This is a genomic window from Acidimicrobiales bacterium, from assembly GCA_035547835.1.
Taxonomy (GTDB): Bacteria; Actinomycetota; Acidimicrobiia; order Acidimicrobiales; family Iamiaceae; genus DASZTW01.
This window is the reverse complement of sequence record DASZTW010000008.1, coordinates 120,569-143,824: the sequence shown is the minus strand read 5'-3', so window position 1 is coordinate 143,824 and position 23,256 is coordinate 120,569. Positions and strand designations below refer to the sequence as shown.

The window sequence follows — 23,256 nt, the reverse complement described above, 5'->3', positions numbered from 1 at the left end:
CATCCGCGCAGGTCCTTGGACCCCGCACCCCTGCAAACGTCAGGAGGGGCGGACCACGACGCTGGCCCAACCTCGCTCGGGCACGTCGACGGTGAGCTGCCACCGACCTGTCGCGGGGTCGTGACTGATCGGAGCGTCGCCGGCCGAAGGTCGGCCGGCCGACCAACCGGTCACCGTCACCCGCTCCCCCGCACCCTTGACGAGCAGGCGCACACCACCGCCCGAGGCCGCGTCGAGCGACGCGACCTCGATGCGGGCATCGCCCGCCGTCACGAACTTCGTGGTGTCGCCGATCACTGCGAGGTCGCCGTCGAGCACCGGCGCCAGCACCAGATACGCCCAACCCTCCCGGCCGAGCGACACCGGCCAGCGGTGGCCGGGCCCCACCTTCGAGGCCGTCTGCGCACGCCAGTCCCACACGACGACGTCACCGACCGGTGACGACTCGCCGAGTTGGGCGAAGTCAACGTCGCCTGCGACGGCGTCGTCGGACGGGTGGCAGTGCAACGCGAGCGCGTACGTCCAACGCCCCGCCGGGTGGTCGGAGTGGCACTCGGCCACCATCAAGGCCGGCTCGAACGCGGTGTTGGCGAACATCGAGGCGCCGGTCGCGGCAACGGGAACGCGTGGCTTGATGAGCCGCCCGTCGGCCCGGCACGTGCGCAGCGCGAGCCCCGGGTCCATCCGACCCACGCGGTCGCCGAGGCCGACCGGGCCAGTCGACAGCGCGGCGAGGAGCGCCTCGGGCTCGCCGTTGTCACCGGCCACTTCGGGGTCGGCGCGGAACACGTCCTTGAACGGCATGAGGCCGAGCCCGCGGGCGAGCGCGTTCGTGACGCAGAACCACGCCCACAGCTGGCCCGGCGTGGCGATGTAGCCGTGGTCGCCGCACGTGCGCACCGACGTGACCTGGCTGAGAGTCGTGGTCTGCGCGAGATCAGCCGGCGTCTCCATGCACCACTGCAACGTGATGCCCCGCTCGCGGGCGGCCCGGTCGATCCCTTCCTGCCAGGCTCGGGCGACCCCCGGTCGGGTGCGCAGACCTCGCACGCCGAAGAAGACCTCCACCAACCAGTCGTGCTCGAACGTGGTGACCCCCCACGCCACGCACTGGTCGAGCCAGCGCTCGTAGGCCTCGGGGGTCGCGGGCGCCGCGTACGGACCGTCGACGTACATCGGCAGCTCGGCTGCGATCGGCGCCGCGGACGACAAGTGCCGGATGTGCGCGACCAGCGGCGGCGAGCCCAACCGGCGGCGCAGCGCGTCGACGCCGTCGGGCAACACGTCGGGTCGGGGCTCCCACGCCATCATCGCCGAGGGCGGCACCACCCACTCGTCGGTGTCGAACGGTCGGAGGTCCTCGTGCGGGTAGAACCACGAGTCGAGCTGCACGGCACCCACCGGCACGCCGCGGTCGCGCAGCTCGGTCACCGCCGCACTGACCGACCCGGCCGGATCGTGGCCTGGCTCGGTGCGGTACCAGTACGCCGCGCCGTTGTCGGTCCAGTACGACGGGCGCGCCGCGAGCGCGTCGGCCCAGCGGCCCGGGCGAACGGTTCCGGATCGCTCGAGCAGCACGCGGGCCCACTCGTCGATGCACGAGCGCGGGTCGTCGCCGGCGAACACCGCCAAGTCGGTGCAAAAGCCCGCCGGCACGCTCTCGAGGTCACCGTGCCAGCCGCAGCGAACGGTACCCCCGTTCAGGCCGATGGTCACCTCGTGGAAGTCGCCGAGCGGCGCGACGAGCAGCGAACGACCGTCGCCCGCGCGCAACACGAGGGGCCAACCCGTCGGCGGCCGGTGCGGCAGCAGGAAGAACCCGTCGAGGTCGGGGCCGGACACCGCCGGGAGCCCGAACTCGCAGTGCTGGTACGCCAGCGCCTGCACCCCGGGCGGCGCGCCCCCTTCCACTCGCTCGCCCGGTGAGAACACCGGCCACGGCACCGACGGCCGGTCGAACGCGCCCGTGGCCAGACCGTCGAGGTCGCGACGCGCTTGGGCACGCAGCACCAGCACGGCGCGGTCGTGGTACGCGCGGAGCGCCAAGCGGACGGCGCCGTCGTCGAACACCACCGAGCTCGTGGCCCCGCCGAGGTCGTCTGCCATCTCCACCGGGTCGTCGGGCACCAGCGGGTGCGCCGCCCGCCCTGGCCCGAACCAGTCGGGCGCCCCCCAACCGATGCGCAACAGCCCGTCTTCGACCGTCGCGGCCAGTCCACCGTGTGCTTCGAGCCGCATGGTTGGCAGTCTCGCAGCCCCGTCCTGGCCCAGGCGCCCGTCACGCGCCCGCCGCCCGCGCCTACGGTCGCGAGCGTTCGCAACCCGGAGCCTGACCGGGCAACCGGATCAGAGGAGCAGCCATGTCCACCAACGACGCCTCGGCGGCCGGCACCATCGACATCGGGGGCGACCTCACGGTCAACCGCATGGGATTCGGCGCGATGCGGATCACGGGCGACGGGATCTGGGGCGATCCGCCCGACCTCGACGAAGCCAGAGCCGTGCTCCGGCGGGCGGTGGAGCTGGGCGTGAACTTCATCGACACCGCCGACTCGTATGGCCCTGAAGTGAGCGAGCGCCTGATCGGCGAGGCGCTGTCGCCGTACCCCGACGATCTGGTGATCGCCACCAAGGCCGGCCTGGAGCGGACCGGCCCGAACCAGTGGCCGGTCAACGGCCACCCTGACCACATCAAAGCGGCGTGCGAGGGCAGCCTGCGCCGGCTCGGGATCGAGCAGATCGCGTTGTACCAGTGGCACCGCCCTGACTCGAGCGTGCCGCTCGAGGACTCCGTGGGTGCGTTCGTCGAGCTGAAGGATCAGGGCAAGCTCCGGCACTTCGGCGTGTCGAACGTGAGCGAAGAGCAGCTGCGCCAGATCCAGGCGATCACGCCCGTGGTGTCCATCCAGAACCGCTACAACCCCGGCGATCGCACGTCGGAAGGCCTGGTCGACTTGTGCGAGCAGGAGGACATGGCCTTCCTGCCGTGGGCGCCGATCCAGAACCTCGACGGCAACTCCGGCATCCAAGCAGCGGCCGACGCGCATGGCGCCGCTCCTCGCCAAGTCGCACTGGCGTGGTTGCTGGCCCGCTCGCCGGCCATGACCGTCATCCCCGGCACCGGTTCGCGGGCGCACTTGGAGTCCAACGTCGCCGCCGCCGCCCTCGCGCTGACGCCCGAGGAAGTCGCCGCCATCACGGACGGCGCCGGCTGACCCCGACGTCCGCGAGGAACTTGCGGAGCCGCGACGCATGACCTAGTGCTCTGGCGATGCAGATCGGTGTCGTGTTCCCACAAAGCGAGCTCGGCGGCGACGTCGCCGCCGTGCGCGAGTACGGCCAGGGGGTGGAGCGCATCGGCTACGCGCACTTGCTGGCGTACGACCACGTGGTCGGTGCCGACCCGGAGGTCCACCAGGGCTGGGCAGGCCCATACGACATCGACACCACGTTCCACGAGCCGCTGGTGATGTTCGGCTATCTCGCCGCGGCCACCGACCTCGAGCTGGTCACCGGGATCATCATCGCCCCGCAGCGACCCACCGCGCTGATCGCCAAGCAGGCCGCCGAAGTCGACTTGTTGACCGGCGGGCGGTTCCGGCTCGGCGTCGGCATCGGTTGGAACCCCGTGGAGTACGACGCGCTCGGTCAGGACTTCTCGCGGCGCGGGCGGCGACTCGACGAGCAAGTACCGCTGCTGCGCCGTCTGTGGACGGAGCGGTCGGTCACGTTCGGAGGCGAGCGGGAGAAGATCGAGGGGGCCGGCCTCGCACCGCTTCCGATCCAGCAGCCCATCCCGATCTGGTTCGGCGGTGCGTCGGAACCTGCGTACCGCCGTATCGGCCGCTTGGCCGACGGTTGGTTCCCGATGCTCTATCCCGGCGAGCGGCTCGATGCGGCGCTCGCCACGATCCGCGGCGCAGCCGAGGCAGAGGGGCGCGACGCGAGCAACGTGCCGATGGAGGGCCGGGTCCGCTGGCTGGGCGACGACGAAGCCGACGAGTTCCGCAAGCACGTCGACCGGTGGCGCGAAGCGGGCGCCACGCACTTGTCGGTCGACACGATGCGGTGCGGGCTCGACTCGGCGGAGGCGCATGTCGACGCGCTGGGCCGCGCTTGGGACCTCATGCAGGGCTGACGCGAAACACGAACACGTGGCGGCTGCGCGTGGCCGCCGTGCCGCCCGCAGGCGTGGTGATCGTGAACGTGCCCTGGCCTTGGCGGTACCGCAGCGGCCTACCGTCGGACCCGAGCAGCGTGACGTTGGTGGTGGGCCGCACCGGAACGGGCGCTTTGACGGTGAGCTCGGCGCCCGGCCACCCGATGGCCAGCAGGTACACGACCTCGCCTTGGCGGGTGAAGCGCACGTTGCCGTCGGCGGCCTGCACCCACGGGCGGCTCCCGTAGATGGCCTCGCCGTTGATCGCCAACCAGTCGCCGACGGTGGTCAGGCGGGTGACCATCGGCTGCGGGATCGTGCCGTCGGCCCTCGGCCCGATGTTCAACACGTAGTTGGAGTTGTGGGCGACCGCGTCGGCGAGCTCCTGGACGTACTCGCCGGGGTCGCCGTAGTCGATCTCCCAGCGGTTGTAGCCCCACGAGCTGCCCATCGTCCGCACGGTCTCGGTCGGCCGGCCGGTGTAGGAGCCCGCGGTGTAGCTGCCGCCGTTCTCGAACACGGCGTAATCGCGATGGGTCGTGTGGTCGCCGAACCGGTCGTTGACCACCACGCCGTCGGGGTTGTGATCGAGCGCCTGGTTGTAGAAGTCGGCGATCACGCCGTTGTTCTGGAAGTACTGCTCGGGGCCGCCGATGTCGGCCCACAGCTCGTCGGGGTGGTAGCGCTCGATCAGCTCGCGCAGCTGCGTGCGCTGGAACTGGGCGTAGTCGGCCACTGGCCGGTAACCCCGGTACGGCACCGTTGCAGCCGTGTACGCGTTCTTGGGTGTCGACAAGTTGAACCCGACGAGGCTGATGGCGCTGAGCAGTTCGTTGTTCAGCACGTCGTCCTGGGCGCTTTGCAGTTCGCCCGCCACGTTGGTCACCTTGTCGAGGGTGAGCTGGTCGACGGGCGCAGGGTTGTACCACTCCGGCACCGAGTAATAGAGCCCCACTTTCAGGCCCCGATCCCGCGCGGTCGCCACCATTGGCCCGATGAGGTCGCGGCCGGGCCCGATGGCCGACGTGTGGCGTCCCGTGACGGCCGACGGGAACAGGCAGAACCCGTCGTGATGCTTCGTGGTCATGACGAAGTAGCGGGCGCCGGCTCGTTCGATCAGGTCGACCCAAGCCGCCGGGTCGTACCGCTCGGCCTTGAACTGGGGCAAGAAGTCGTCGTACAGGAACCTGGTGCCGTACGTCTCGCGATGGTGCTGGTACTGCGGCGTGCCGGCGATCTGCTGGAAGGCCCAGTACCAAGCGGACCCTTCAGCGATCCAGTGCGGCGGCGAGTACGACGGCACCGCGTACGCACCCCAGTGGATGAACACCCCGAAGCGGGCGTCGTGCCACCACGCGGGCAGCGGATGGCCCGCAAGCGACCCCGAGGTCGGCCCGTATTGGGACCGTCCCGACGGGCGGCGCACACCGGCAGGGACAGCCGGCGCCGCCGGCGCCGCGGCCACGGGCGGGGCCAAGCCGGTGACCGCCGCTCCTGCCACCGCGGCGGCTGCGAGCCCCCCGCCGAGCACGCGCCGGCGCGACCACGCACCCCCCGACGTCACGCCAGGCGCCGCCACGGGCTCCGCCGCGCCGCGCGCTGCTGACCCCAGGTCCGATCCACCCATCGCTCCCCCGTTCGTGTCGACCGCGCCCCCGGCGGACCCGCCCGCCCGCCGTGAACCGAACGGTTGGCGTGTGGCGCTGGCCAGCACTTCTGACCGCGGGCCACCAAGTCCTGCCCGATCCGCGCCGTGAACTGGTCGGACCCGTTCACCCAGAGATCACCGGCATTCGGCAGGACGATCCCGAACCCGGGTGGAAGCTCGTGTCCATGGACCGACGAGGCTTCCTCCAAGGCGCCGTCGGCTTGGCCGCTGCGGGCCTCGCCGCACCGCACTTGCCCACCGCCAGCGCGTCGCCGGCTGGGGCGAGCGCCACCCGTACGGCGCGCAGCATCCTCACCCGACCCGCCGCGGACTGCCCGATCGACACCGTCGTCGTGTTGATGATGGAGAACCGCTCGTTCGACCACATGCTCGGGTGGCTGGCCACCGATTCGGAGTTCCTCGACGCCGGGCGCACCCGCTACGGGCCCACGTTCCACGTCGATGGGCGCCAACACCTCACGTACACCGCGCCGGGTGGCGCCAAGGTGTCGACGTACCACCTCCCGTCGGCGGCGAGCGACGAGACCAACCCGTGGCGTGGCTGCGGCCACCCGGACCCCGGCCATGGCTGGAGCAACGGTCGGACCCAGCGCGACCACGGCTTCCTCGCGAACGGCTCGGGCAACGACGAGTACGCCATTGGTTACTACGGTGCCGGCGACCACCCTTGCTACGAGCAGCTCGCTCGCAACTTCACGACGTTCGACCGGTACTTCGCCTCGGCGATGACCAGTACGTACCCGAACCGCTACTACCTGCACGCGGCGCAAGGCGACGGCACCCAGGGCGGATCGCTGCCGATCGTGAACGGCACGACCGGCTTCACGTTCCCGACCATCTGGGACCGTCTCCAAGCGCGCGGCGTGTCGTGCCGCTACTTCGCCACGGACTTGCCGGTGACCGCGTTCTGGGGCACCCGCCTGCTGCCGATCACCAGCACGATCGCGGATTACCTCGTCGAAGCCGAGGCCGGCACCCTGCCGCACGTGTCGTTCGTGGACCCGGGATTCTTGTCAGGGATGCGCTCCGACGACCATCCGCACGGCGACACTCGCACCGCCCAGGCACTGGTGGCCGCCGTGGTCGGCGCGCTGATGCGCGGACCCCAGTGGCACCGCAGCGCCGTGGTGGTCACGTACGACGAGTGGGGCGGGTTCTTCGACCACGTCCGGCCGCCGGTGCTCCCCGACGACCGCGCCACCAAGGTCGACGCCACCAACTGGGGCCAGGCCGGGTTCCGGCTACCGGTCTTCCTGGCATCCCCGTACGCCCAACCCGGCCTGGTCGACCATCGGACGTATGACCACACGTCGATCCTGCGCTTCATCGAGTGGCGGTTCCTCGGCGCGCCGGCCGAAGGCAGCGCGGGACGCGGCTGGTGGCTCACCAAGCGCGACCGCCACGCCAACAACATCGGCGCGTCGCTCGCGACGACACGCCAGACCGACTTCGAGTTGCGCCGCGGGTCGGTGCCGGTGACCATCTCGGCGCCGTGTCAGGGCGACTACTTCCAAGACGTACCTGGCGTCGGCGATCTCGAGCGCGCGCTCGACCCGGGGTTGCGATCGCTCGGCGTCGATCTCGACCAGCTGACACAACCGCTGGCCGGCACGATCACGCCCGGGCCGGGCCTTCCGTTGACGGCGGGCTCCGCGAGCGACCTGCTCCCGGTGCCCGACCACGACCTCGCGCAAGCCGCCGAGCCGTTCGCCGCCTTGGGCTACCGGATCGACCCGGCGATGAGCTTGCGCGAGCTGCTCGCGCAAGCCTGACCGCTCCGGGCGCCCGGCTTGCCGTCGACCGCCCGGCCTCAGCCGCCGGCCATGCCAGCGAGATCTTGCGGCCCGGCGGGCGGGTAGCCGCCCGCGTCTCGGATGACGTTCGACCAGGTCGCCAGGATGCCGACCAGGTCGTCGAGGTTGTCGCCCAAGGCGTCGACGATCGGCTGAACGGACTGGTCAGTGGCCACTTCGATCGCCTCTCGGGCTGCTCGGCCCTCCGGGGTGAACGCGCCGTCGGCAACCAGACCCCGCTGCTCCAACCGCTCGGTGGCGGCGTCGAAGTCGGCGTCGGTCCACGCCCGCGACCGGGAGTACGTGCGCAGCGGGAGGCCCCAGTACAGCTCGGTGAGCAGGCTGATCTCGGTGGCGTCGAGACCGGCACCGGTCCAGGCGTTGATGTGTACGTCGCCCCGGTACTCGCGCAGCCGGTCCGCGAGCCGCCAGGCGTCGGCCAGCGGTTCACCCGGCAGGCCTTGCGCGACCAGGCCCGCGAACAGCGGCTTGCCCTCGGGTCGCAGGCCGTCGGCCGCTTGGTGCAAGAGCGCGAGACCCCGGTCGAGACCCTCGGGCGAAGGGCCGAGGATCCGGCGCAGCTGTCCGACCGCACCCTCGGTGCGTGCCGCTTCGATGGTTGCCGCGTCGGTGATCGTCCACCCGTGGGTGACCGCAGGGCCGACGACCACGGGGTTGAACACGCCGAAGGCCGCTGCCACGACCTCGCCCGTGACCTGGCCCATCACCGAGCCACGGCTGCAGAAGTACGCGGGGCCGTCGGGCATCTCGACGTCGCCCATCTTCCCCGGGCTGCCCCCGAACCCGAGCGCGGCGTACGCCTCGTGGCACTCGGGCGCGAAGTACACCCCCGCCGCGAACGGCTCGACGGCGGCAGCCAGCCGCCGCGACGGATCGACCGTGCTCATGACGACGCCTCCTGACGGCGCTTGCGACCGAACCCGAACAGCTGCTGAGCGACTTTGCGCATCTGGATCTCCTCGGCGCCCTCGGTGATCCGGTAACGGCGGTGGTGCCGGTAGATGTGCTCGAACGGCATGTGCCGGGTGTAGCCCATGCCGCCACAGGTCTGCATCGCACGGTCGGCCGCGGTGCAGGCCAGGCGGTTGGCCCGGTAGTTGCACATCGCCACCAGGTGGGTGACCTCCATGTGGTGCTGGCGGTCGAGGCGCTGCGCGGTCGAGCGGATCAGCTCGCGCAACATGGCGGCCTCGGTGTGCAGCTCGACCAACGGGAACTGGATGCCCTGGTTGGTGGAGAGCGGCCGGCCCCACGTCTGGCGGTCGTTGGCGTACTCGACCGCGACGTTGATGCAGTACTGGGCCGCACCGAGCGACGACGCTGCCTGGCGGATCCGGTTCTCGTGCACGAAGTGCTGGGCGAGCTCGAGGCCGTGGTCGATGGGCCCGAACAGCGCGTCCGCCGGCACGCGCACGTCGGTCAGCGTCGCTTCGGCGTGATCGGTCGGCATGTTGAACGTCCACCAGAAGAAGTCGATCGAGAACCCCGGCGCGTCGGTGGGCACCAGGAACGCCGAGATGCCGACCGGCGAGCCGGGGTCGCCGGATGTGCGGGCGAAGATGATGTCGTGGGTGGCGTGGTGGAGGCCCGAGTTGAAGCGCTTGTGGCCGTTGATCACCCACTCGTCGCCGTCGCGAACAGCGGTCGTCTCGAGGTACGTGGCGTCGGAGCCGTGGTTGGGCTCGGTCAACCCGAAGGCCAAGCGGCGTGACCCGTCGAGAAAGCCCGGCATCCACTCGGTTCGCTGCTCGTCAGTGCCGAAGTCGCGCATCATCAACACGGTGGGGAAGTTGCCGACGATCGAGCTCTCGTTCTGGAGATCGTTGTGGAGGCCGAGGCCCTTGGTGGCCAAGTGCTCCCGGATCACCGCCATCTCGAAGTTGGTGGCGTCGCGCCCGCCGAACTCGGCCGGCAACGCCAGCCGCAACCAGCCCGCAGCATCGGCACGCCGGCGCATCTCGGCGAGGAGCTGCTCCCACTCCTGGCGTGGCACGCCGCCGCCTTCGAAGTCGGTGCGCGCCCATTCGCGGCGGTGGTCGAAGAACCGGATGTTGTCGTCTTGTTGCTCGAGCGGCTTGATCTCGGCCTCGATGAAGGCGTCGATCTGATCGAGGGTCTGCTGCAGATCGTCGGGGATGTCGAAGTCCACCGCGTCCTCCACGGGTGTGCGTCGTAGCTGAGCGATCGCTAAGTTATCGCGATCCGGGCCGGGCACGTCCGGCCGATCGATCGGGGGGACTCATGCGCATCCGTCGCACGCCACAGGACGACTACCTCCACCCGCTGGAAGACGCGTCGAACTTCAACGAGAGCCGCTACTACAACTTCTTCGACCGCGGTTGCGGGCTCGGCGGCTGGGTGCGGATGGGCAACCGACCCAACGAGGGCTACGCCGAGATGACCACGTGCTTCTACCTGCCGTCGGGCTCGGTCGCGTTCATGTACGGGCGGCCGAAGATCACCGGCCACACCGCGCACGACGCGGGCGGCCTCCGCTTCGAGGTCGTCGAGCCCTACGCCGAACACCACATCTCCTATGACGGGCCGGTCGTGGTGCTCGACCGTCCCCGCGACATGGAAGAACCGCGCGACGCGTTCACGCAGAACCCCCGGGTCGCCTGCACGCTCGACCTCCGAGTGAAGGCGGTCGCCCAACCGTTCGGCGGCGAGCCCGAGCCCGAAGAAGGCGAGGAGCTCCGCGAGATCGACCCCGAGAAGTCGTTCGCCAAGGGGCACACGGAGCAGCACATGGCGTCGACCGGCAGGGTCACCATCGGCGACGACACGTTCGAACTGCACGACGCCCTCGGCCTGCGCGACCACTCGTGGGGCCCGCGGTACTGGCAGGCCGTTTGGTGGTACCGCTGGCTGACGGTGAACTTGGGGCCGGACCTCGGCTTCGCTGCCACGATCGCCGGCACCGAAGACGGCCAGCGCAACGTCCACGGCTTCTTGTACGACAAGGCGCGCTACGGCGACGACCAGTGGGTCCCGATCCGCGACGTCGAGCTGTCGTCTGACTACGACGAGGGTTGGTATCACCACGCGGTCCACGCCAACGTCGTCACCGACGACACCACGTATCCGGTGGTGGGTGAGGTCTGGTCGAACATCCCCCTTCGCAACCGGCGCGACGGCATGGTCACCCGCATCACGGAGGGCATGACCACCTGGCGCTGCGGCGAGCTCGTCGGCTCGGGCCTCGCCGAGTACCTCGACCAGATCGTCGACGGTCGCCCGGTGGGCACGCTCGTCGGCGCCTGACGGCGAGACAGGTCGGGCCGCGTCGGCCGCGACGCCGGTCAGCCCCGGGGCGGAGTGTCGGCCAACGCGGCGGCGAACCGCTGCTGCTGGCCGATGAGGTCGTCGACGCGCGCCGCCGTCCATCGACGCCGCGACGAACCCGACCCGCGCGACGGCTCAGGGAAAGGATCGACCACCGTCGAGCAGAGCCGCACGATCGCCCGGGCCACCTCGTTCGGCTCGTCGGTGTGAAACTCCCCGGCGCGCACGCCGTCGGCCACGATCTCCTCGACGGCGGCGAGCATCTCGGCGATTGTCTGACCGATGGCCAGTTGGTCGCGGCGGTCGAGTCGGCCGTGCTCCCGCCACGCCACTTGCGATGCGTGCCGTGCCCAGGCGTCGTGTGCGTTCGACCACACCAGCGTGGCCACGGCGACGTCGAGTCGCTCACGAGCGGAGCGGTCGGCCGCGCCGTGCACCGCGCGCGCCAAGCGCAGCGCCACCACTTCGTGCGCTTCTTGGAGGAACTCCCGCAGCAAGTCGAGCTTCGAGGGGAAGTGGTAATAGAGCGCGGCGACCGTCACGCCCGCCGCAGCCGCGATGTCGCGCGTGGACGTGCCGTCGTAACCGTGCTCGGCCATCAGCCCCACGGCCGTGCGCATCAACGCCACACGCCCAGGTCGGCGGCGGGTCCCGGCCGCCGCGCCGCTCGTCGCCACGAGCCGATGGTAGCCACCACCCGGCCCGCCACAAGCCTGCACGGATAGGTCGCCCGGGTCGCGGGTCACCGTTCGATCCGCCAGGCTGCGCCCGGCGAACAGGCGCCGAGTTGATGGGTCGGCTCGCCCATCCGCTGAGCCTCTAAGTTCACGTCGTGCCCGAGGATCTGTCCTACGAGGAACGTGACCACGTCGCGCTGCTGACCTTGCGTCGACCCGAGGCCCGCAACGCGCTCACGTTCCGGACGTACGCGGAGCTCGAGGAAGCGGTGCGCAGCTGCACGGCCCGCTGCTTGGTGATCACCGGCGAAGACCCCGCCTTCTGCTCCGGTGACGACGTGAAGCAAGTGATGGCTGCGTCCCGCGATCGCGCCACCGACGGCCAGCAGGTCGGCTCCGGCGGGCTGACGCCGGCCGCCGACGCGCTGCTGCACACGAACATCCCGGTCATCGCCGCGGTCAACGGCGCGGCCGTCGGCTGGGGCATGGAGCTCGCCTTGTTCGCCGACCTGCGGGTCGCGTCGGAGCGAGCCAAGTTCGGCGAACTGTTCGTGGTGCGCGGCCTGTGCAGCGATGTGGGCGGGCTCGGCCGGCTGGCCCAGTTGATCGGCCGCGAGCGCGCCGCCGAGCTGCTGTTCACCGGTCGCGTGATCGACGCCCATGAAGCACACGAGATGCGTCTGGTCTCCCGCGTCGTGCCGCACGACGAGTTGCTCCCCACCGCTCGCAGCCTCGCGGAGGCCATCGCGGCCAACCCTCCCCTCGCGGTGCAAGCCCTGAAGGACGGCTTGCGCCGAGCGCTCGATCCCGACTGGCGCGACCTGGGGACGTGGGTGACCTCGACGTTGGGCCGCTTGTTCACCACGCATGACCATCGAGAGGGCGCAGCGGCGTTCCTCGAAAAGCGCGAGCCCCACTTCGAAGGGCGTTGAGGCGACCCACCCGATTCGTGCGACCGCACGGAAGCCGGGGAGACTTCCCACCCGGGGAGGGCGAGATGACCGACTACGAACAGATCCGCTACGAGGTGGCCGACCCGGTCGCCACGATCACGTTGAACCGGCCCGAGCGCCTCAACGCGTGGACGCAGCGCATGGCGCTCGAAGTCCGCCACGCGGTGGCGCGCGCCGAGGCCGACCCGGCGGTGTTCGGCATGGTCCTCACCGGCGCAGGCGCCGGGTTCTGCGCCGGCGCCGACATGAACGACCTCTCCACGCTGAGCGAGGGCGGGCAGTGGGGCGAGGGGGCCCCCGAGCTGGAACTGCCCGACGACCCCGACCGCCCCGAAGACTTCCGCGGCGAGTACACGTACCTGCTGGCGTGCCGGAAGCCGATCGTGGCGGCCATCAACGGGGCGGTGGCCGGCATGGCCGTGCCGATCGCGCTGTGCTGCGACGTGCGCTTCATGGCCGACGACGCCGTGTTCACCACCTCGTTCGCGCAGCGAGGCCTGGTGGCCGAGTGGGGGCTCAGCTGGCTCCTGCCGCGGCTGGTCGGCCCCGCGGTGGCCCTCGACTTGCTGTTCTCGGCCCGCAAAGTGAGCGGTGCCGAGGCGGCACAGCTGGGGTTGGTCAACGCCTCGCTGCCCGGCGACGAAGTGGTGGCGCACGCTCGCCGTTACGTCGAGCAGCTCGCGGCCGCGTCCTCCGCCGCATCGATCGCCATCATGAAGCGGCAGGTCTACTCGCAGCTGCACGCGGGGCTGGGACCGGCCGAGGCCGAGTCGCAACGGTTGATGGTCGAGAGCTTCGCCCGGCCCGATTTCCGCGAAGGCGTGCAGTCGTTCCTCGAGAAGCGACCGCCGCGCTTCCCGCGGCTCGGAGAGGCCTGAGGAGATGGCGGGCTCCAAGCGGGCGCTCCCCACCGGACGTCTCAAGCGGACGGCGCTTCCCTCGGCCATCGCGCTTCGCACGGGCGCCGCCGTCGCCGCAGCCCGGGTGCGGGCGTTGCGCGGCGACCGCATGGCCGACCTGGCCGACGATCCCCGGCTCGCCGCCGCGGCCACCCGGGCCGCCAAGCAGATGGGCGAGATGAAGGGCGCGGTCATGAAGATCGGCCAGATCCTCTCGTTCGTCGACAACTCGTTCCTGCCCGAGCAGTACCGCGAGGCGCTCGCCATGCTCCAGGCCGACGCGCCCCCAATGCCCTACGACTTGGTGGTCGACGTGGTCCGGTCCGAGCTCGGCGGTCGGCCCGAGGAGGTCTACGACTGGTTCTCGCCGGAGCCGATCGCGGCGGCATCGATCGGGCAGGTCCACATGGCCCACCTCGGTGACGCCGAGGTCGTGGTGAAAGTGCAGTACCCGGGCGTGGCCGAAGCGATCGCCTCCGACTTGCGCAATGCGGCGTTGATCAGCGTCCTCACGAACGTCATGCAGAACGCGCTGCGCGGGATGGTCGGCGACGTCGACACCAAGGCGATCGTCGCCGAAGTCCGCGACCGCGTCACCGACGAGCTCGACTACCGGATCGAAGCACGAAACCAACAGCGGTTCGCTGACCTGTACCGCGGCGATCCATCGATCCACGTGCCCGAAGTGGTGCCCGAGCTGTCGACCGAGCGGGTGCTCACCACCGAGTACGTCGACGCGATGCGTTGGCAGGCTGCGTTGGCGCAACCCCAGGACCTGCGCGACCAGTGGGGGCTCGCGATCTGCCGCTTCGTGTTCGGTACGTTGCGCGACGCCCGGCTGTTCAACGCCGACCCGCACCCCGGCAACTACCTGTTCCACGCCGACGGGCGCGTGTCGTTCCTCGACTTCGGGTGCGTGAAGGAGTTCACGCCCGAGACGATGGACGGGCTCTACCAACTCGCGTGGGCGTTGCGAGCCAACGAGCAGGACCGCATCCTCGACGCGCTGGTGCACATCGGGATGCTGCGCAGCCGCGACGGCTTCGACAGCAACGTGCTGTTCGACCGCATCGGACGGATCTGGGAGCCCATCTACGGGCCTCAGCCGTTCCGCTACAGCCGAGCGTGGATCGAATCCCAGCTCGAGGAGCTGATGCAGCTGCGCCTCGGCAAGCAGGAGCTGCAGCTCATGCGCCAGACCGACATGCCCGCTGACCACGTGTTCCTCACCCGCATCGTGATCGGCCTCAACTCGGTGCTGGCGCAGCTCGAGTGCACGGTCGACTGGGGCCCGCTCGCCGACGAGATCTGGGGCGAGCAGCCGTACTGAGCCTGCCCCGCCGCCCGTTCGGCTGACGCTCGGCTGACCCGCCCGTAAGCTCCGACCATGCACGACCTCGTCATCCGCGACGGCACGATCGTCGACGGGTCGGGCGGCGAGCCCTTCGTCGGATCGGTCGCCATCGACGGCCCCACCATCACGGCCGTCGAACCCTCCGGCGCCGGCTCCGGCGCACTCGATCGGGGCCGGCGTGAGATCGACGCGGCAGGGCTGGTCGTCACGCCCGGCTGGGTCGACTTCCACACCCACTACGACGCGCAGGCCACCTGGGACAGTGACCTCACCCCATCGGGCTGGCACGGCGTCACCACGGTGGTCATGGGCAACTGCGGGGTGGGCTTCGCGCCGGCCGCGCCCGACCGCCACGACTGGCTCATCGGGCTCATGGAAGGCGTCGAAGACATCCCGGGCGCGGCACTGCACGAGGGCATCCAATGGTCATGGGAGTCGTTCCCCGAGTACCTCGACGCGCTCGACACCCGACGCTGGGTCATGGACGTCGGCACCCAAGTGCCCCACGGCGCGCTGCGGGCCTATGTGATGGGGGACCGCGGCGCCGCCAACGAACCGGCCACTGCCACCGACCGGGCCGCGATGCGCCGCCTCACCCGTGAAGCGCTCGCCGCCGGCGCGCTCGGCGTGTCGACCTCGCGAACACCGTTGCACAAGTCGGTCGACGGCGAGCTGGTGCCCGGCACCACCGCGGATCTCGACGAGGTTTTCGCGTTGGGCGACGCGATGGTCGATGCCGGCCACGGCGTGTTCCAAGCCGCGCTCGAACACCAGGCCATCCGTGAGGCGTTTCCCTGGCTGGCCGAGCTGGCACGGCGAACGGGCCGGCGCGTCACGTTCAACCTCCAGCAGACCGACCAGGCACCCGGCTTGTGGCACGACGCGGTCGCGTTTCTCGACCGGTGCGCCACCGAAGGCACACCGGTCTTCGCACAAGTGCACGGTCGGCCGGTCGGCGTGTTGCAGGGTTGGGGCGCGACCATCCATCCCTTTTCGCTGAAAGCCGCATGGGGCCAGCTCGCGTTCTTGCCGCCCGCCGAGCGTCTGGTGGCGCTGCGCACCGAGACCGTCCGCCACGACCTCATCGACGGCCCGCCGGCCGACCTCGACTTCGGCGACTTCGCCACTTTCTTGACCACCAGCTGGCACAAGATGTTCTGCTTCGAGGGCGAGACCGACTACGAGCCGCCGCCCGAGAGCTCGGTGGCCGAGATCGCCGCCCGCACCGGCCGGCGGCCGGAGGACGTCGCGTACGACCACCTGCTGACCAACCGCGGCGAAGGGGTGCTGTACTTCCCGCTGTTCAACTACAGCGACGGCAATCTCGACCTGTTGTGGTCGTTGCACCAGCACCCCCGCACGCGCATGGGTCTGGCCGATGGTGGCGCGCACGTCGGTTCGATCTGCGACGGCTCCACCCCGAGCTTCATGGTCACCTTCTGGACCCGTGACCGCCGCCGCGGCGAACGGCTCCCGCTCCCGTTGATCGTGCGACGCCAGACCCACGACACCGCCGAGCACTACGGGCTGACCGACCGGGGCCGGTTGGCACCAGGACTGCGCGCCGACGTCAACGTGATCGACCTCGAACACCTCGACGTCCATCGGCCGACGTTGGCGTACGACCTGCCCGGCGGCGCCAAGCGCTTCGTGCAGGGCTCTGACGGCTACCGCTTCACGATCTGCCGGGGCGATGTCGTGCGCGAGGACGACGAGTTCACCGGCGCGACGCCCGGCCGCCTGGTCCGCGGCCCGCAGTCGCGCCCTGCTTGATCCTGCCGGCGGCCAACCGGAGCGCCGCGTCGTTCACGGCCATGAACAGTGCGGTGGCATCGTCGACGATCTGGTCGATCGACACGTCGATGCGACCGTCGAGCCACGCCACGGCCAGCTCCGTGAAGCCGCCGACGAGGACCGCGGCGCTGATCTTCGCCACCGGCTCGCCTTCTGCTGCGGGACCATGCCAGGCGACCGCGTCCTGCTCCACCAAGTCGACCAGCGCGTGGCCGGTGTCGAGCCGGCGGCGGTTCAGCGCTTCGTTCCCCAACGCTTCGACGTAGAGGATCTGACCGCGCCGGCGGTCCGCCTCGATGAACCGCAACACCGCCCCGAGCACCGCACGCACTTGGGGTTCGAGCTCACCTGCGACCGTACCGTCGGCCGGCCCACCCGCCGCCTCGACGGCCTGACGGACCGCCTCGCCCATCTCGATCACCACATGGTCGTACACCGCGATCAGCAGCGCATCGAGGTCGGTGAAGCTCTCGTAGAAATACCGCGGGTTCAAGCGGGCACGCTGGCAGACGCCCCGAACCGTGGTGGCCGACCAGCCTTCGGTACCGAGCAGTTCGTACGCAGCGCGCAGGAGCAGTCGGCGTCGCTCCTCTCGACGCTCGTCAGCGGTGAGTCCCACCCAGCGGACGTCGTGGCGGGTTCGACTACGGGAAGGTCCTGAAGTTGGCAACGCTCGTTACCATAGTCGACCGCCTCTTCAGACCGAGTGGTTTGAGATTCAGACCGAACGGTCTAAGCTGCCGGCGTGCCACTCCCCCGGTTCGAGAAGCTGCCCGATGAGCGCCGACGAGAAGTGCTCGACCATGCGATCGGGGTCTTCGCACAGGCCGGCTACGAAGGCACCTCCTACAACCGGATCATGGCCGACCTCGGGCTGTCGAAAGGCGCTGCGTACTACTGGTTCGCGGACAAGGAAGACCTGTTCCGCACCGTGCTCGCGGAGTCGATCGCCCGCTTGCACGCCGCGCTCGGCGACGTGCCGGTCGCCTCGTCGAGAGCGGCGTTCTGGCGCGACTTTCGCGCCGCGTTCGCGCGCATCGGCGACTTCTATCGCCAGGAACCGGCAGCAGCCGTGCTCGCCATCGGTTTGCTCCGCCGCCCCGACGACCCGACGCTGACCGCCTCGGGCGAGAAGTGGTTCGAGACGTTGATCGCCGAGGGTCGCCGGGTGGGCGCGGTCCGCAGCGATCTGCCCGGCGACCTGCTGGCGCACCTCACGTTCTCGATCGCCGAGGCCGGCGACCAGTGGTTGGCCCACCACGTCCAGGACCCGGGCAGCGACCCTCGCGTGCCCGAGATCGTCGCTTCGCTCACCGACATCGTCGAGTCGGTGTTGCGGGCGTCGCGCACCAAAGGAGGCTCCGCGACATGACCGTCACCGACACGCACCACTACCCCGAAGGCTGGTACGCGATCGAACGTTCCGCCCGGGTGCGCCGGCGCCCGGTGGGCGTGCGGCGGTTCGGCCTCGACCTCACGTTGTGGCGAGACACCGACGGCACCATCGCCTGCGTCCCATCGCCGTGCCCGCACCGCGGCGCCGACCTGTCACAAGGCAACGTGCACGACGGCGCGCTCGTGTGCCATTACCACGGGTTCGCGTTCGGCGCCGATGGCGGCTGCCGGCACGTGCCCTGCGACGGGCCCGATGCCCGCCGCCCGCCTCGGTTGCGCACCACTCCCCGGCCTGTCCGCGAGGAGCACGGCCTGGTGTGGACCTGGTGGGGCGCAGGCGAGCCCGCCGACGGGCCGGTGCCGTGGTTCGACGACCTGCACGACGACCCGGGCCAGGCAGTCGTCTCGCTCGAGTACGGCTGCCACCTCAGCCGCTTCATGGAGAACACGTTCGACGTCCACCACTTCGCGCACGTGCACCGCTGGGTGCTCCCGACTGCCGGCTCGCACGTCACGCTCACCGAGTCCGGCGCGGACGGCGACCGGATCTCGATCGCCGGCAGCCTCACCGCACTGCCGGGCGAACGGGGTCGCCGGCCGATGGACTTCCACATCCGCGCGCGCTTCCCGACCACCGTCCACCTCCGCCTCGCCGGCACCGAGTTCGTGGTCATGGCGGCACCGATCGATGACCGCCACACATGGGTCGCGGCTCGCTACTACCTCCGCCAGCTGGGCTCGGGGCGAGTGGCCCGCGCCGCGAGTTGGCTGTTCGCGCAAGCCGACGCCCAGATCGCCCAGCGACAGGACCGCCGGGTGCTCGACGCCATCCGGCCGGTCGTCGGCGGACCACACGAGAACGTGCTCGCCCGGGCCGACCGCGGGGTGTCGCTCTGGTACCGCCTGGCGACAGCCACGGAGCGAGCCGTCGACGTCCGCGCTCGGGCCGGGTGACGCGCTCGGGCACTACCTTCAACCGGGTGGACCTGAGCAAGCAGCGCAAAGTCGAGCTCCTGTCGGGCCGGTCCGACTGGTATCTCGAGGCGATCCCCGAGCGGTCGCTGCCGGCGATCATGATGACCGACGGCCCGCACGGCCTGCGCAAAGTCGAGAGCGAGAGCTTGATCGACATCGCCGGCTCCGCCCCGGCCACGTGCTTTCCCACCGCGGCCGGGCTCGGCGCCACGTGGGACCCGGCGCTGGTGCGCGAGATCGGCGAGGCGATCGGGCGCGAGGCCCGAGCGTCGGGCGTGTCCGTGGTGCTGGGGCCAGGCGTCAACATCAAGCGGCATCCACGATGCGGCCGCAATTTCGAGTACTACTCCGAAGATCCGCTCATCTCGGGGGTGCTCGCGGCGGCGTTCATCAACGGTGTGCAGCTCAACGGGGTCGGCACGAGCCTCAAGCACTTCGCGGTGAACAACCAGGAGGCCGACCGCATGGTGGTCGACGCCGTCGTCGACGAACGCACCCTGCGCGAGATCTACCTCCCGGCATTCGAGACCGCCATCGCCCGCGCGCACCCGTGGACGGTGATGTGCGCGTACAACCGTGTGAACGGCCCGTACTGCAGCGAGCACCATTGGCTGCTCACCGAGGTGCTCCGCGACGAGTGGGGGTTCGACGGGCTGGTCGTCAGCGACTGGGGCGCCGTCAACGACCGCGTCGCCGGCGTCAAGGCCGGCCTCGACTTGGAGATGCCAGGTGGATCCGGCGCGTACGACCCGTCGGTCCTCGCTGCGCTCGACGACGGCTCCCTTCGCACCGCAGAGCTCGACGCCTGCGTCGAGCGCGTGATCGGGCTGGCCGAGCGAGCCACGTCCGCGGTTGCGGCGATCCCTCCGCCGGGGCCGGACCCCGAGACCGGTGCCGCGACGTTCGATGCCGACGCGCACCACGCGCTCGCTCGGCGCGCCGCGTCCGCGTCGACGGTCCTGCTGCACAACTACGACCACGTCCTGCCCATCGATCCTGGCGCGCACGTCGCCGTGATCGGCGGCTTCGCGGAGAAGCCCCGCTACCAGGGCGCGGGCAGCTCCGGCGTCAAGCCGACCCGGCTCGACTCGCCGCTCGAAGAGCTGCGCGCGATCGCTCGTCCCGCCGGTGGCCGGGTCACGTACGCGCCGGGCTACGAGGCCGACGCGGGCGAGCGCCCCGACCTGATCGACGACGCCGTCGCCATCGCCCGCAACGCGGAGTTGGCCGTCGTCTTCGCCGGGCTCCCACCGCGGTGGGAGTCGGAAGGGTTCGACCGCGACCACTTGCGCCTGCCGTACCAGCACGACCAGCTCATCCGGGCGGTCGCGGCGGCCAACCCGCAGACCATCGTCGTGTTGTCCAACGGCGGCCCGGTGCTGATGCCGTGGGTCGACGACGTGCCCGGGATCGTCGAGGCCTACCTCGGTGGCCAGGCGATGGGCGGCGGGATCGCCGACGTGCTGTACGGGTTGGCCGAGCCCGGCGGCCGCTTGGCCGAGACGTTCCCGAACCGCCAGGCCGACGTCCCCTCCGATGCATGGTTCCCGGGTAGCGGCCGGCAGGTGCAGTACCGCGAAGGGCTGTACGTCGGCTACCGCTGGTTCGAGTCTGCCGACGCCGACGTCTTGTTCCCGTTCGGGCACGGCCTCTCCTACACCACCTTCGAGGTCGGCGAGCCGGCGCTGTCGGCCGCGGCGATCGACGCCGGCGACCAGACCACGGTGACGGTCGACGTCACCAACACCGGTGGGCGGGCCGGGTCCGAGGTCCTGCAGGTCTACGTGCGGCCGGTCAGCTCCCCCATCGCCCGCCCCGAGCGGGAGCTGCGCGACTTCGCCAAGGTCCACCTCCAGCCGGGCGAGCGCGCCCGCGTGCAGTGCACGCTCGGGCCACGCGCCTTCTCTCACTGGGATGTCGACACGGGTGCGTGGCAGATCGTCGACGGCGAGTACGAGATCCTCGTGGGGACGTCATCGCGCGACATCCGCGGGGTGCTGCCGCTGAAGATCCGGTCCGACTTCGCACCGGCGACCAACCCCGACGATCCGTACCGCAACCCGTTCCCCGATGGCTGGACGGTGAGCGACGAGGCGTTCACGGCCTTGCTGCGCCACCCCATCCCCGAGCCGGACCCGATCCGTCCGTTCCACCGCAACAGCACGCTCGGCGACCTCGGCGACAGCCCGGCCGGACGACCCCTGCTGACCGTCGCTCGCGCGATCGCGGCGCGGGCCACCGCCAAGATGGACTCCGAGGGCGGCATTGCGGTCATGGTCGACCGGGTCCTCCAAGAGGCGCCGCTGCGCAGCCTCAGCACCATGTCGAAAGGTCGCTTCTCGCTCAAGGCGCTCGACCGGAGCATCCGCGCGCTCAATGCAGTGTCGGGTCGCTCGGGCCGCCGGCGCAGGCCACCACGTGGGTGACGCACCGCCAAAGCCGACGTGAACCCTCGGCGTCTGCCATGCTCCTCCGGTGACCACCATCACCGACCCGCGACTCGAGGGCACGATCGCCGCCGGGAAGGACCGCAAGCTCGGATTCGCCGAGTTCGGTGACCCCCAAGGGCGGGCGTTCGTGTGGCTCCACGGCACGCCCGGCGCCCGACGCCAGATACCGGAGGACGCCCGCCTCCACGCCGCCGCGCACGGCCTGCGGGTGATCGGCATCGACCGACCCGGCACCGGCCTGTCGACCGATCACGTCTACCCGAACGTCCGGGCGTGGGCCGCCGACCTCGAGGCGCTGGTCGACAAGCTCGGCATCGACGAGCTCGGCGTCATCGGGCTCTCCGGCGGCGGGCCGTTCGCCCTCGCGTCCGGGGTCGGGCTCGGCGAGCGAGTCCGGGTGATCGGCGTGCTCGGGGGCGTCGCGCCGACCCAGGGCCCCGACGCCATCCGAGGCGGACTCACCCAGCTCGGCGTCACGATGGCGCCGGTGATCGCACGCACCCGCGGACCCCTCGGCGCCGGCATCAGCCAGGCGATGCGGCTGCTGCGACCGGTCGGCTCCCCTGCGCTCGAGATCTACGCCCGGTTGTCGCCGCCCGGCGACCGGCGCCTGCTCGGCCGTCCCGAGTTCAAGGCCATGTTCCTCGACGATCTGCTCAACGGGCGACGCCGCCCACGCCTCGCCGCGCCGCTGTCGGACGTGCTGTGCTTCAGCCGAGATTGGGGCTTCGCCGTCGGTGACGTCACCCAGACCGTGATCTGGTGGCATGGCGACGCCGACCACATCATCCCGTACCACCACGGCCAGCACATGGTGGAGCGGCTCCCGAACGCCGAGCTGCGCACGATCCCCGGGGAGAGCCACCTCGGTGGCCTCGGCGCGGCCGAGGAAGTGCTCACCACCTTGGTCGACAAGTGGGGCCCGACCACGCGGTGACCCGACGCCTGCGGGTCACTTCCGGCGGGTGCGTGGCTTGTTGCCAGGGTGGCGCAGGGCGACGGCCGCTTCGGGCGACGTCGGCACGAACACCGCCGTCTCCTGCAACTCCAACGTCACGGTGCCGGCGTCGTGGCTCCGGTACGCGATCGACGCGTCCTGACCGACCGTGAGGTCGAAATCGCCACCCCGCTGGCTCAGCACCACCGCGCCGTCGACGGCGGGCGCCCACACGACCGGGCCGTTCAGGATCAGACCCAGGTGCTGCAGCAGCGGGTAGCCGCCCTTGTCGGTGGTCTCGATGACCCCCTCGTAACAGCGGGGCCCGAGCGCGATCGCGTACGGACCGGCCACGCCCGCGGACTTCAGCACCGCCACGGCCTTGGCGACGTGGTTGGGGTACCGCTCGAAGTCGGCGCTCAGCTCGATCGGGGCATGCGGCGACGCCGCGGCAATGCCCTCGATCTGGGCGGCGGGATAGCCCTCGAACACCAAGTGGTCCTCGGCCGTCGCCAGCGCGCGGCAGGCGTCGACCACCGCGTCGAGGTCGGCGTCGCAGGCGCCACGGTCGATGGCGTCGAGCTCTGAACGCTGCAACGTGAACGGCCGGTGCAGCTCGACGTAGGGGAGGACTTGGCGGCGGGTGGCCGTCACGCCGTCGTCGGGCTGTGGGGTGAGCGTGTCGAGCCGGCCGAGGCTCAACGCCGACGCGTCATAACCGGTGGGTCCGTGGAAGTCGACCAACTTCCGGGCAGCCAGGAAGTGCGACAACGTGCGGGTGGCCTCGGCCTCGATCTCCGACCAACCGGCGTCAGAGATGGGGGCGAGCTCGCGGTGCAAGTGGTTCATCGGTGCAGGGCTCCTCGGATCAAGGGCTCGAGCGGGTGGGCAAGGC

Annotated in this window: 19 protein-coding genes; 12 read left to right on the top strand and 7 right to left on the bottom strand. The window is 70.7% G+C overall.

The window, feature by feature from the left end; all coding sequences use genetic code 11:
- Nucleotides 1–39: 39 nt before the first annotated feature.
- Entirely contained in the window at nt 40–2,238 is a 2,199-nt protein-coding gene (locus VHA73_09365; protein HVX18229.1) for a hypothetical protein, read from the bottom strand.
- Nucleotides 2,239–2,360: 122 nt separating this feature from the next.
- Between VHA73_09365 and VHA73_09360 the strand changes: the two genes are divergently transcribed.
- Both VHA73_09360 and VHA73_09355 read left to right on the top strand, forming a co-directional pair.
- Complete coding sequence (locus VHA73_09360; GenBank protein ID HVX18228.1) at nt 2,361–3,215, top strand: aldo/keto reductase; 855 nt, start codon at nt 2,361–2,363, stop codon at nt 3,213–3,215.
- Between the two features lie 56 nt (nt 3,216–3,271).
- Nucleotides 3,272–4,138, top strand: coding sequence for an LLM class F420-dependent oxidoreductase (locus VHA73_09355; protein ID HVX18227.1), 867 nt, complete (start codon nt 3,272–3,274; stop codon nt 4,136–4,138).
- On the opposite strand, the gene VHA73_09350 is transcribed toward VHA73_09355, so the two are convergent.
- A complete protein-coding gene (locus VHA73_09350; protein HVX18226.1) occupies nt 4,125–5,786 on the bottom strand; it encodes an alpha-L-fucosidase in 1,662 nt (553 codons plus the stop codon). The two genes, VHA73_09355 and VHA73_09350, sit on opposite strands and share 14 nt — an antisense overlap.
- 206 nt (nt 5,787–5,992) lie before the next feature.
- Between VHA73_09350 and VHA73_09345 the strand changes: the two genes are divergently transcribed.
- Nucleotides 5,993–7,600, top strand: coding sequence for an alkaline phosphatase family protein (locus VHA73_09345; protein HVX18225.1), 1,608 nt, complete (start codon nt 5,993–5,995; stop codon nt 7,598–7,600).
- A 38-nt stretch (nt 7,601–7,638) separates the two neighbouring features.
- On the opposite strand, the gene VHA73_09340 is transcribed toward VHA73_09345, so the two are convergent.
- Both VHA73_09340 and VHA73_09335 read right to left on the bottom strand, forming a co-directional pair.
- Nucleotides 7,639–8,529: a hypothetical protein gene (locus VHA73_09340; GenBank protein ID HVX18224.1), complete on the bottom strand. Its 891-nt coding sequence runs from the start codon at nt 8,527–8,529 to the stop codon at nt 7,639–7,641.
- Nucleotides 8,526–9,803, bottom strand: a complete 1,278-nt coding sequence (locus VHA73_09335; protein HVX18223.1) for an acyl-CoA dehydrogenase family protein — start codon at nt 9,801–9,803, stop codon at nt 8,526–8,528. The genes VHA73_09340 and VHA73_09335 overlap by 4 nt, the downstream gene beginning before the upstream one ends.
- An 80-nt stretch (nt 9,804–9,883) precedes the next feature.
- Between VHA73_09335 and VHA73_09330 the strand changes: the two genes are divergently transcribed.
- A complete protein-coding gene (locus VHA73_09330) occupies nt 9,884–10,906 on the top strand; it encodes a hypothetical protein (protein HVX18222.1) in 1,023 nt (340 codons plus the stop codon).
- A 38-nt stretch (nt 10,907–10,944) separates the two neighbouring features.
- Here the strand turns inward: VHA73_09330 and VHA73_09325 are convergent, their stop codons facing one another.
- Entirely contained in the window at nt 10,945–11,604 is a 660-nt protein-coding gene (locus VHA73_09325) for a TetR/AcrR family transcriptional regulator (GenBank protein HVX18221.1), read from the bottom strand.
- A gap of 155 nt (nt 11,605–11,759) precedes the next feature.
- Between VHA73_09325 and VHA73_09320 the strand changes: the two genes are divergently transcribed.
- From VHA73_09320 to VHA73_09305, 4 genes are all read left to right on the top strand, one after another.
- Nucleotides 11,760–12,536: an enoyl-CoA hydratase-related protein gene (locus VHA73_09320; GenBank protein HVX18220.1), complete on the top strand. Its 777-nt coding sequence runs from the start codon at nt 11,760–11,762 to the stop codon at nt 12,534–12,536.
- A 65-nt stretch (nt 12,537–12,601) separates the two neighbouring features.
- Nucleotides 12,602–13,435: an enoyl-CoA hydratase gene (locus VHA73_09315; protein HVX18219.1), complete on the top strand. Its 834-nt coding sequence runs from the start codon at nt 12,602–12,604 to the stop codon at nt 13,433–13,435.
- A gap of 4 nt (nt 13,436–13,439) precedes the next feature.
- A complete protein-coding gene (locus VHA73_09310) occupies nt 13,440–14,786 on the top strand; it encodes an AarF/ABC1/UbiB kinase family protein (protein ID HVX18218.1) in 1,347 nt (448 codons plus the stop codon).
- Between the two features lie 57 nt (nt 14,787–14,843).
- Complete coding sequence (locus tag VHA73_09305) at nt 14,844–16,583, top strand: amidohydrolase family protein (protein ID HVX18217.1); 1,740 nt, start codon at nt 14,844–14,846, stop codon at nt 16,581–16,583.
- Here the strand turns inward: VHA73_09305 and VHA73_09300 are convergent.
- Complete coding sequence (locus VHA73_09300; GenBank protein ID HVX18216.1) at nt 16,528–17,223, bottom strand: TetR family transcriptional regulator; 696 nt, start codon at nt 17,221–17,223, stop codon at nt 16,528–16,530. The two genes, VHA73_09305 and VHA73_09300, sit on opposite strands and share 56 nt — an antisense overlap.
- Nucleotides 17,224–17,349: 126 nt before the next feature.
- Here VHA73_09300 and VHA73_09295 point away from each other — a divergent pair, with 126 nt between their 5' ends.
- The 4 genes from VHA73_09295 to VHA73_09280 are packed head-to-tail and all read left to right on the top strand — an operon-like array spanning nt 17,350 to nt 22,361.
- Complete coding sequence (locus VHA73_09295) at nt 17,350–17,976, top strand: TetR/AcrR family transcriptional regulator (GenBank protein ID HVX18215.1); 627 nt, start codon at nt 17,350–17,352, stop codon at nt 17,974–17,976.
- Complete coding sequence (locus VHA73_09290) at nt 17,973–18,953, top strand: Rieske 2Fe-2S domain-containing protein (protein ID HVX18214.1); 981 nt, start codon at nt 17,973–17,975, stop codon at nt 18,951–18,953. Before VHA73_09295 ends, VHA73_09290 begins: the two co-directional genes overlap by 4 nt.
- Nucleotides 18,954–18,979: 26 nt before the next feature.
- Nucleotides 18,980–21,400 (top strand): glycoside hydrolase family 3 C-terminal domain-containing protein, encoded by a 2,421-nt coding sequence (locus tag VHA73_09285; protein HVX18213.1) that lies wholly within the window; start codon nt 18,980–18,982, stop codon nt 21,398–21,400.
- Nucleotides 21,401–21,449: 49 nt separating this feature from the next.
- Nucleotides 21,450–22,361 (top strand): alpha/beta hydrolase, encoded by a 912-nt coding sequence (locus tag VHA73_09280; GenBank protein ID HVX18212.1) that lies wholly within the window; start codon nt 21,450–21,452, stop codon nt 22,359–22,361.
- Nucleotides 22,362–22,376: 15 nt separating this feature from the next.
- Here VHA73_09280 and VHA73_09275 read toward each other — a convergent pair whose 3' ends face one another.
- Entirely contained in the window at nt 22,377–23,210 is an 834-nt protein-coding gene (locus VHA73_09275) for a family 1 encapsulin nanocompartment shell protein (protein HVX18211.1), read from the bottom strand.
- Nucleotides 23,211–23,256 lie beyond the last annotated feature (46 nt).

Bases quoted from the DNA above. Each gene is read 5' to 3' on its own strand.
- VHA73_09365 (HVX18229.1), bottom strand. From the start codon at position 2,238: ATGCGGCTCGAAGCACACGGTGGACTGGCCGCGACGGTCGAAGACGGG.
- VHA73_09360 (HVX18228.1), top strand. From the start codon at position 2,361: ATGTCCACCAACGACGCCTCGGCGGCCGGCACCATCGACATCGGGGGC.
- VHA73_09355 (HVX18227.1), top strand. From the start codon at position 3,272: ATGCAGATCGGTGTCGTGTTCCCACAAAGCGAGCTCGGCGGCGACGTC.
- VHA73_09350 (HVX18226.1), bottom strand. From the start codon at position 5,786: ATGGGTGGATCGGACCTGGGGTCAGCAGCGCGCGGCGCGGCGGAGCCC.
- VHA73_09345 (HVX18225.1), top strand. From the start codon at position 5,993: ATGGACCGACGAGGCTTCCTCCAAGGCGCCGTCGGCTTGGCCGCTGCG.
- VHA73_09340 (HVX18224.1), bottom strand. From the start codon at position 8,529: ATGAGCACGGTCGATCCGTCGCGGCGGCTGGCTGCCGCCGTCGAGCCG.
- VHA73_09330 (HVX18222.1), top strand. From the start codon at position 9,884: ATGCGCATCCGTCGCACGCCACAGGACGACTACCTCCACCCGCTGGAA.
- VHA73_09315 (HVX18219.1), top strand. From the start codon at position 12,602: ATGACCGACTACGAACAGATCCGCTACGAGGTGGCCGACCCGGTCGCC.
- VHA73_09310 (HVX18218.1), top strand. From the start codon at position 13,440: ATGGCGGGCTCCAAGCGGGCGCTCCCCACCGGACGTCTCAAGCGGACG.
- VHA73_09305 (HVX18217.1), top strand. From the start codon at position 14,844: ATGCACGACCTCGTCATCCGCGACGGCACGATCGTCGACGGGTCGGGC.
- VHA73_09290 (HVX18214.1), top strand. From the start codon at position 17,973: ATGACCGTCACCGACACGCACCACTACCCCGAAGGCTGGTACGCGATC.
- VHA73_09275 (HVX18211.1), bottom strand. From the start codon at position 23,210: ATGAACCACTTGCACCGCGAGCTCGCCCCCATCTCTGACGCCGGTTGG.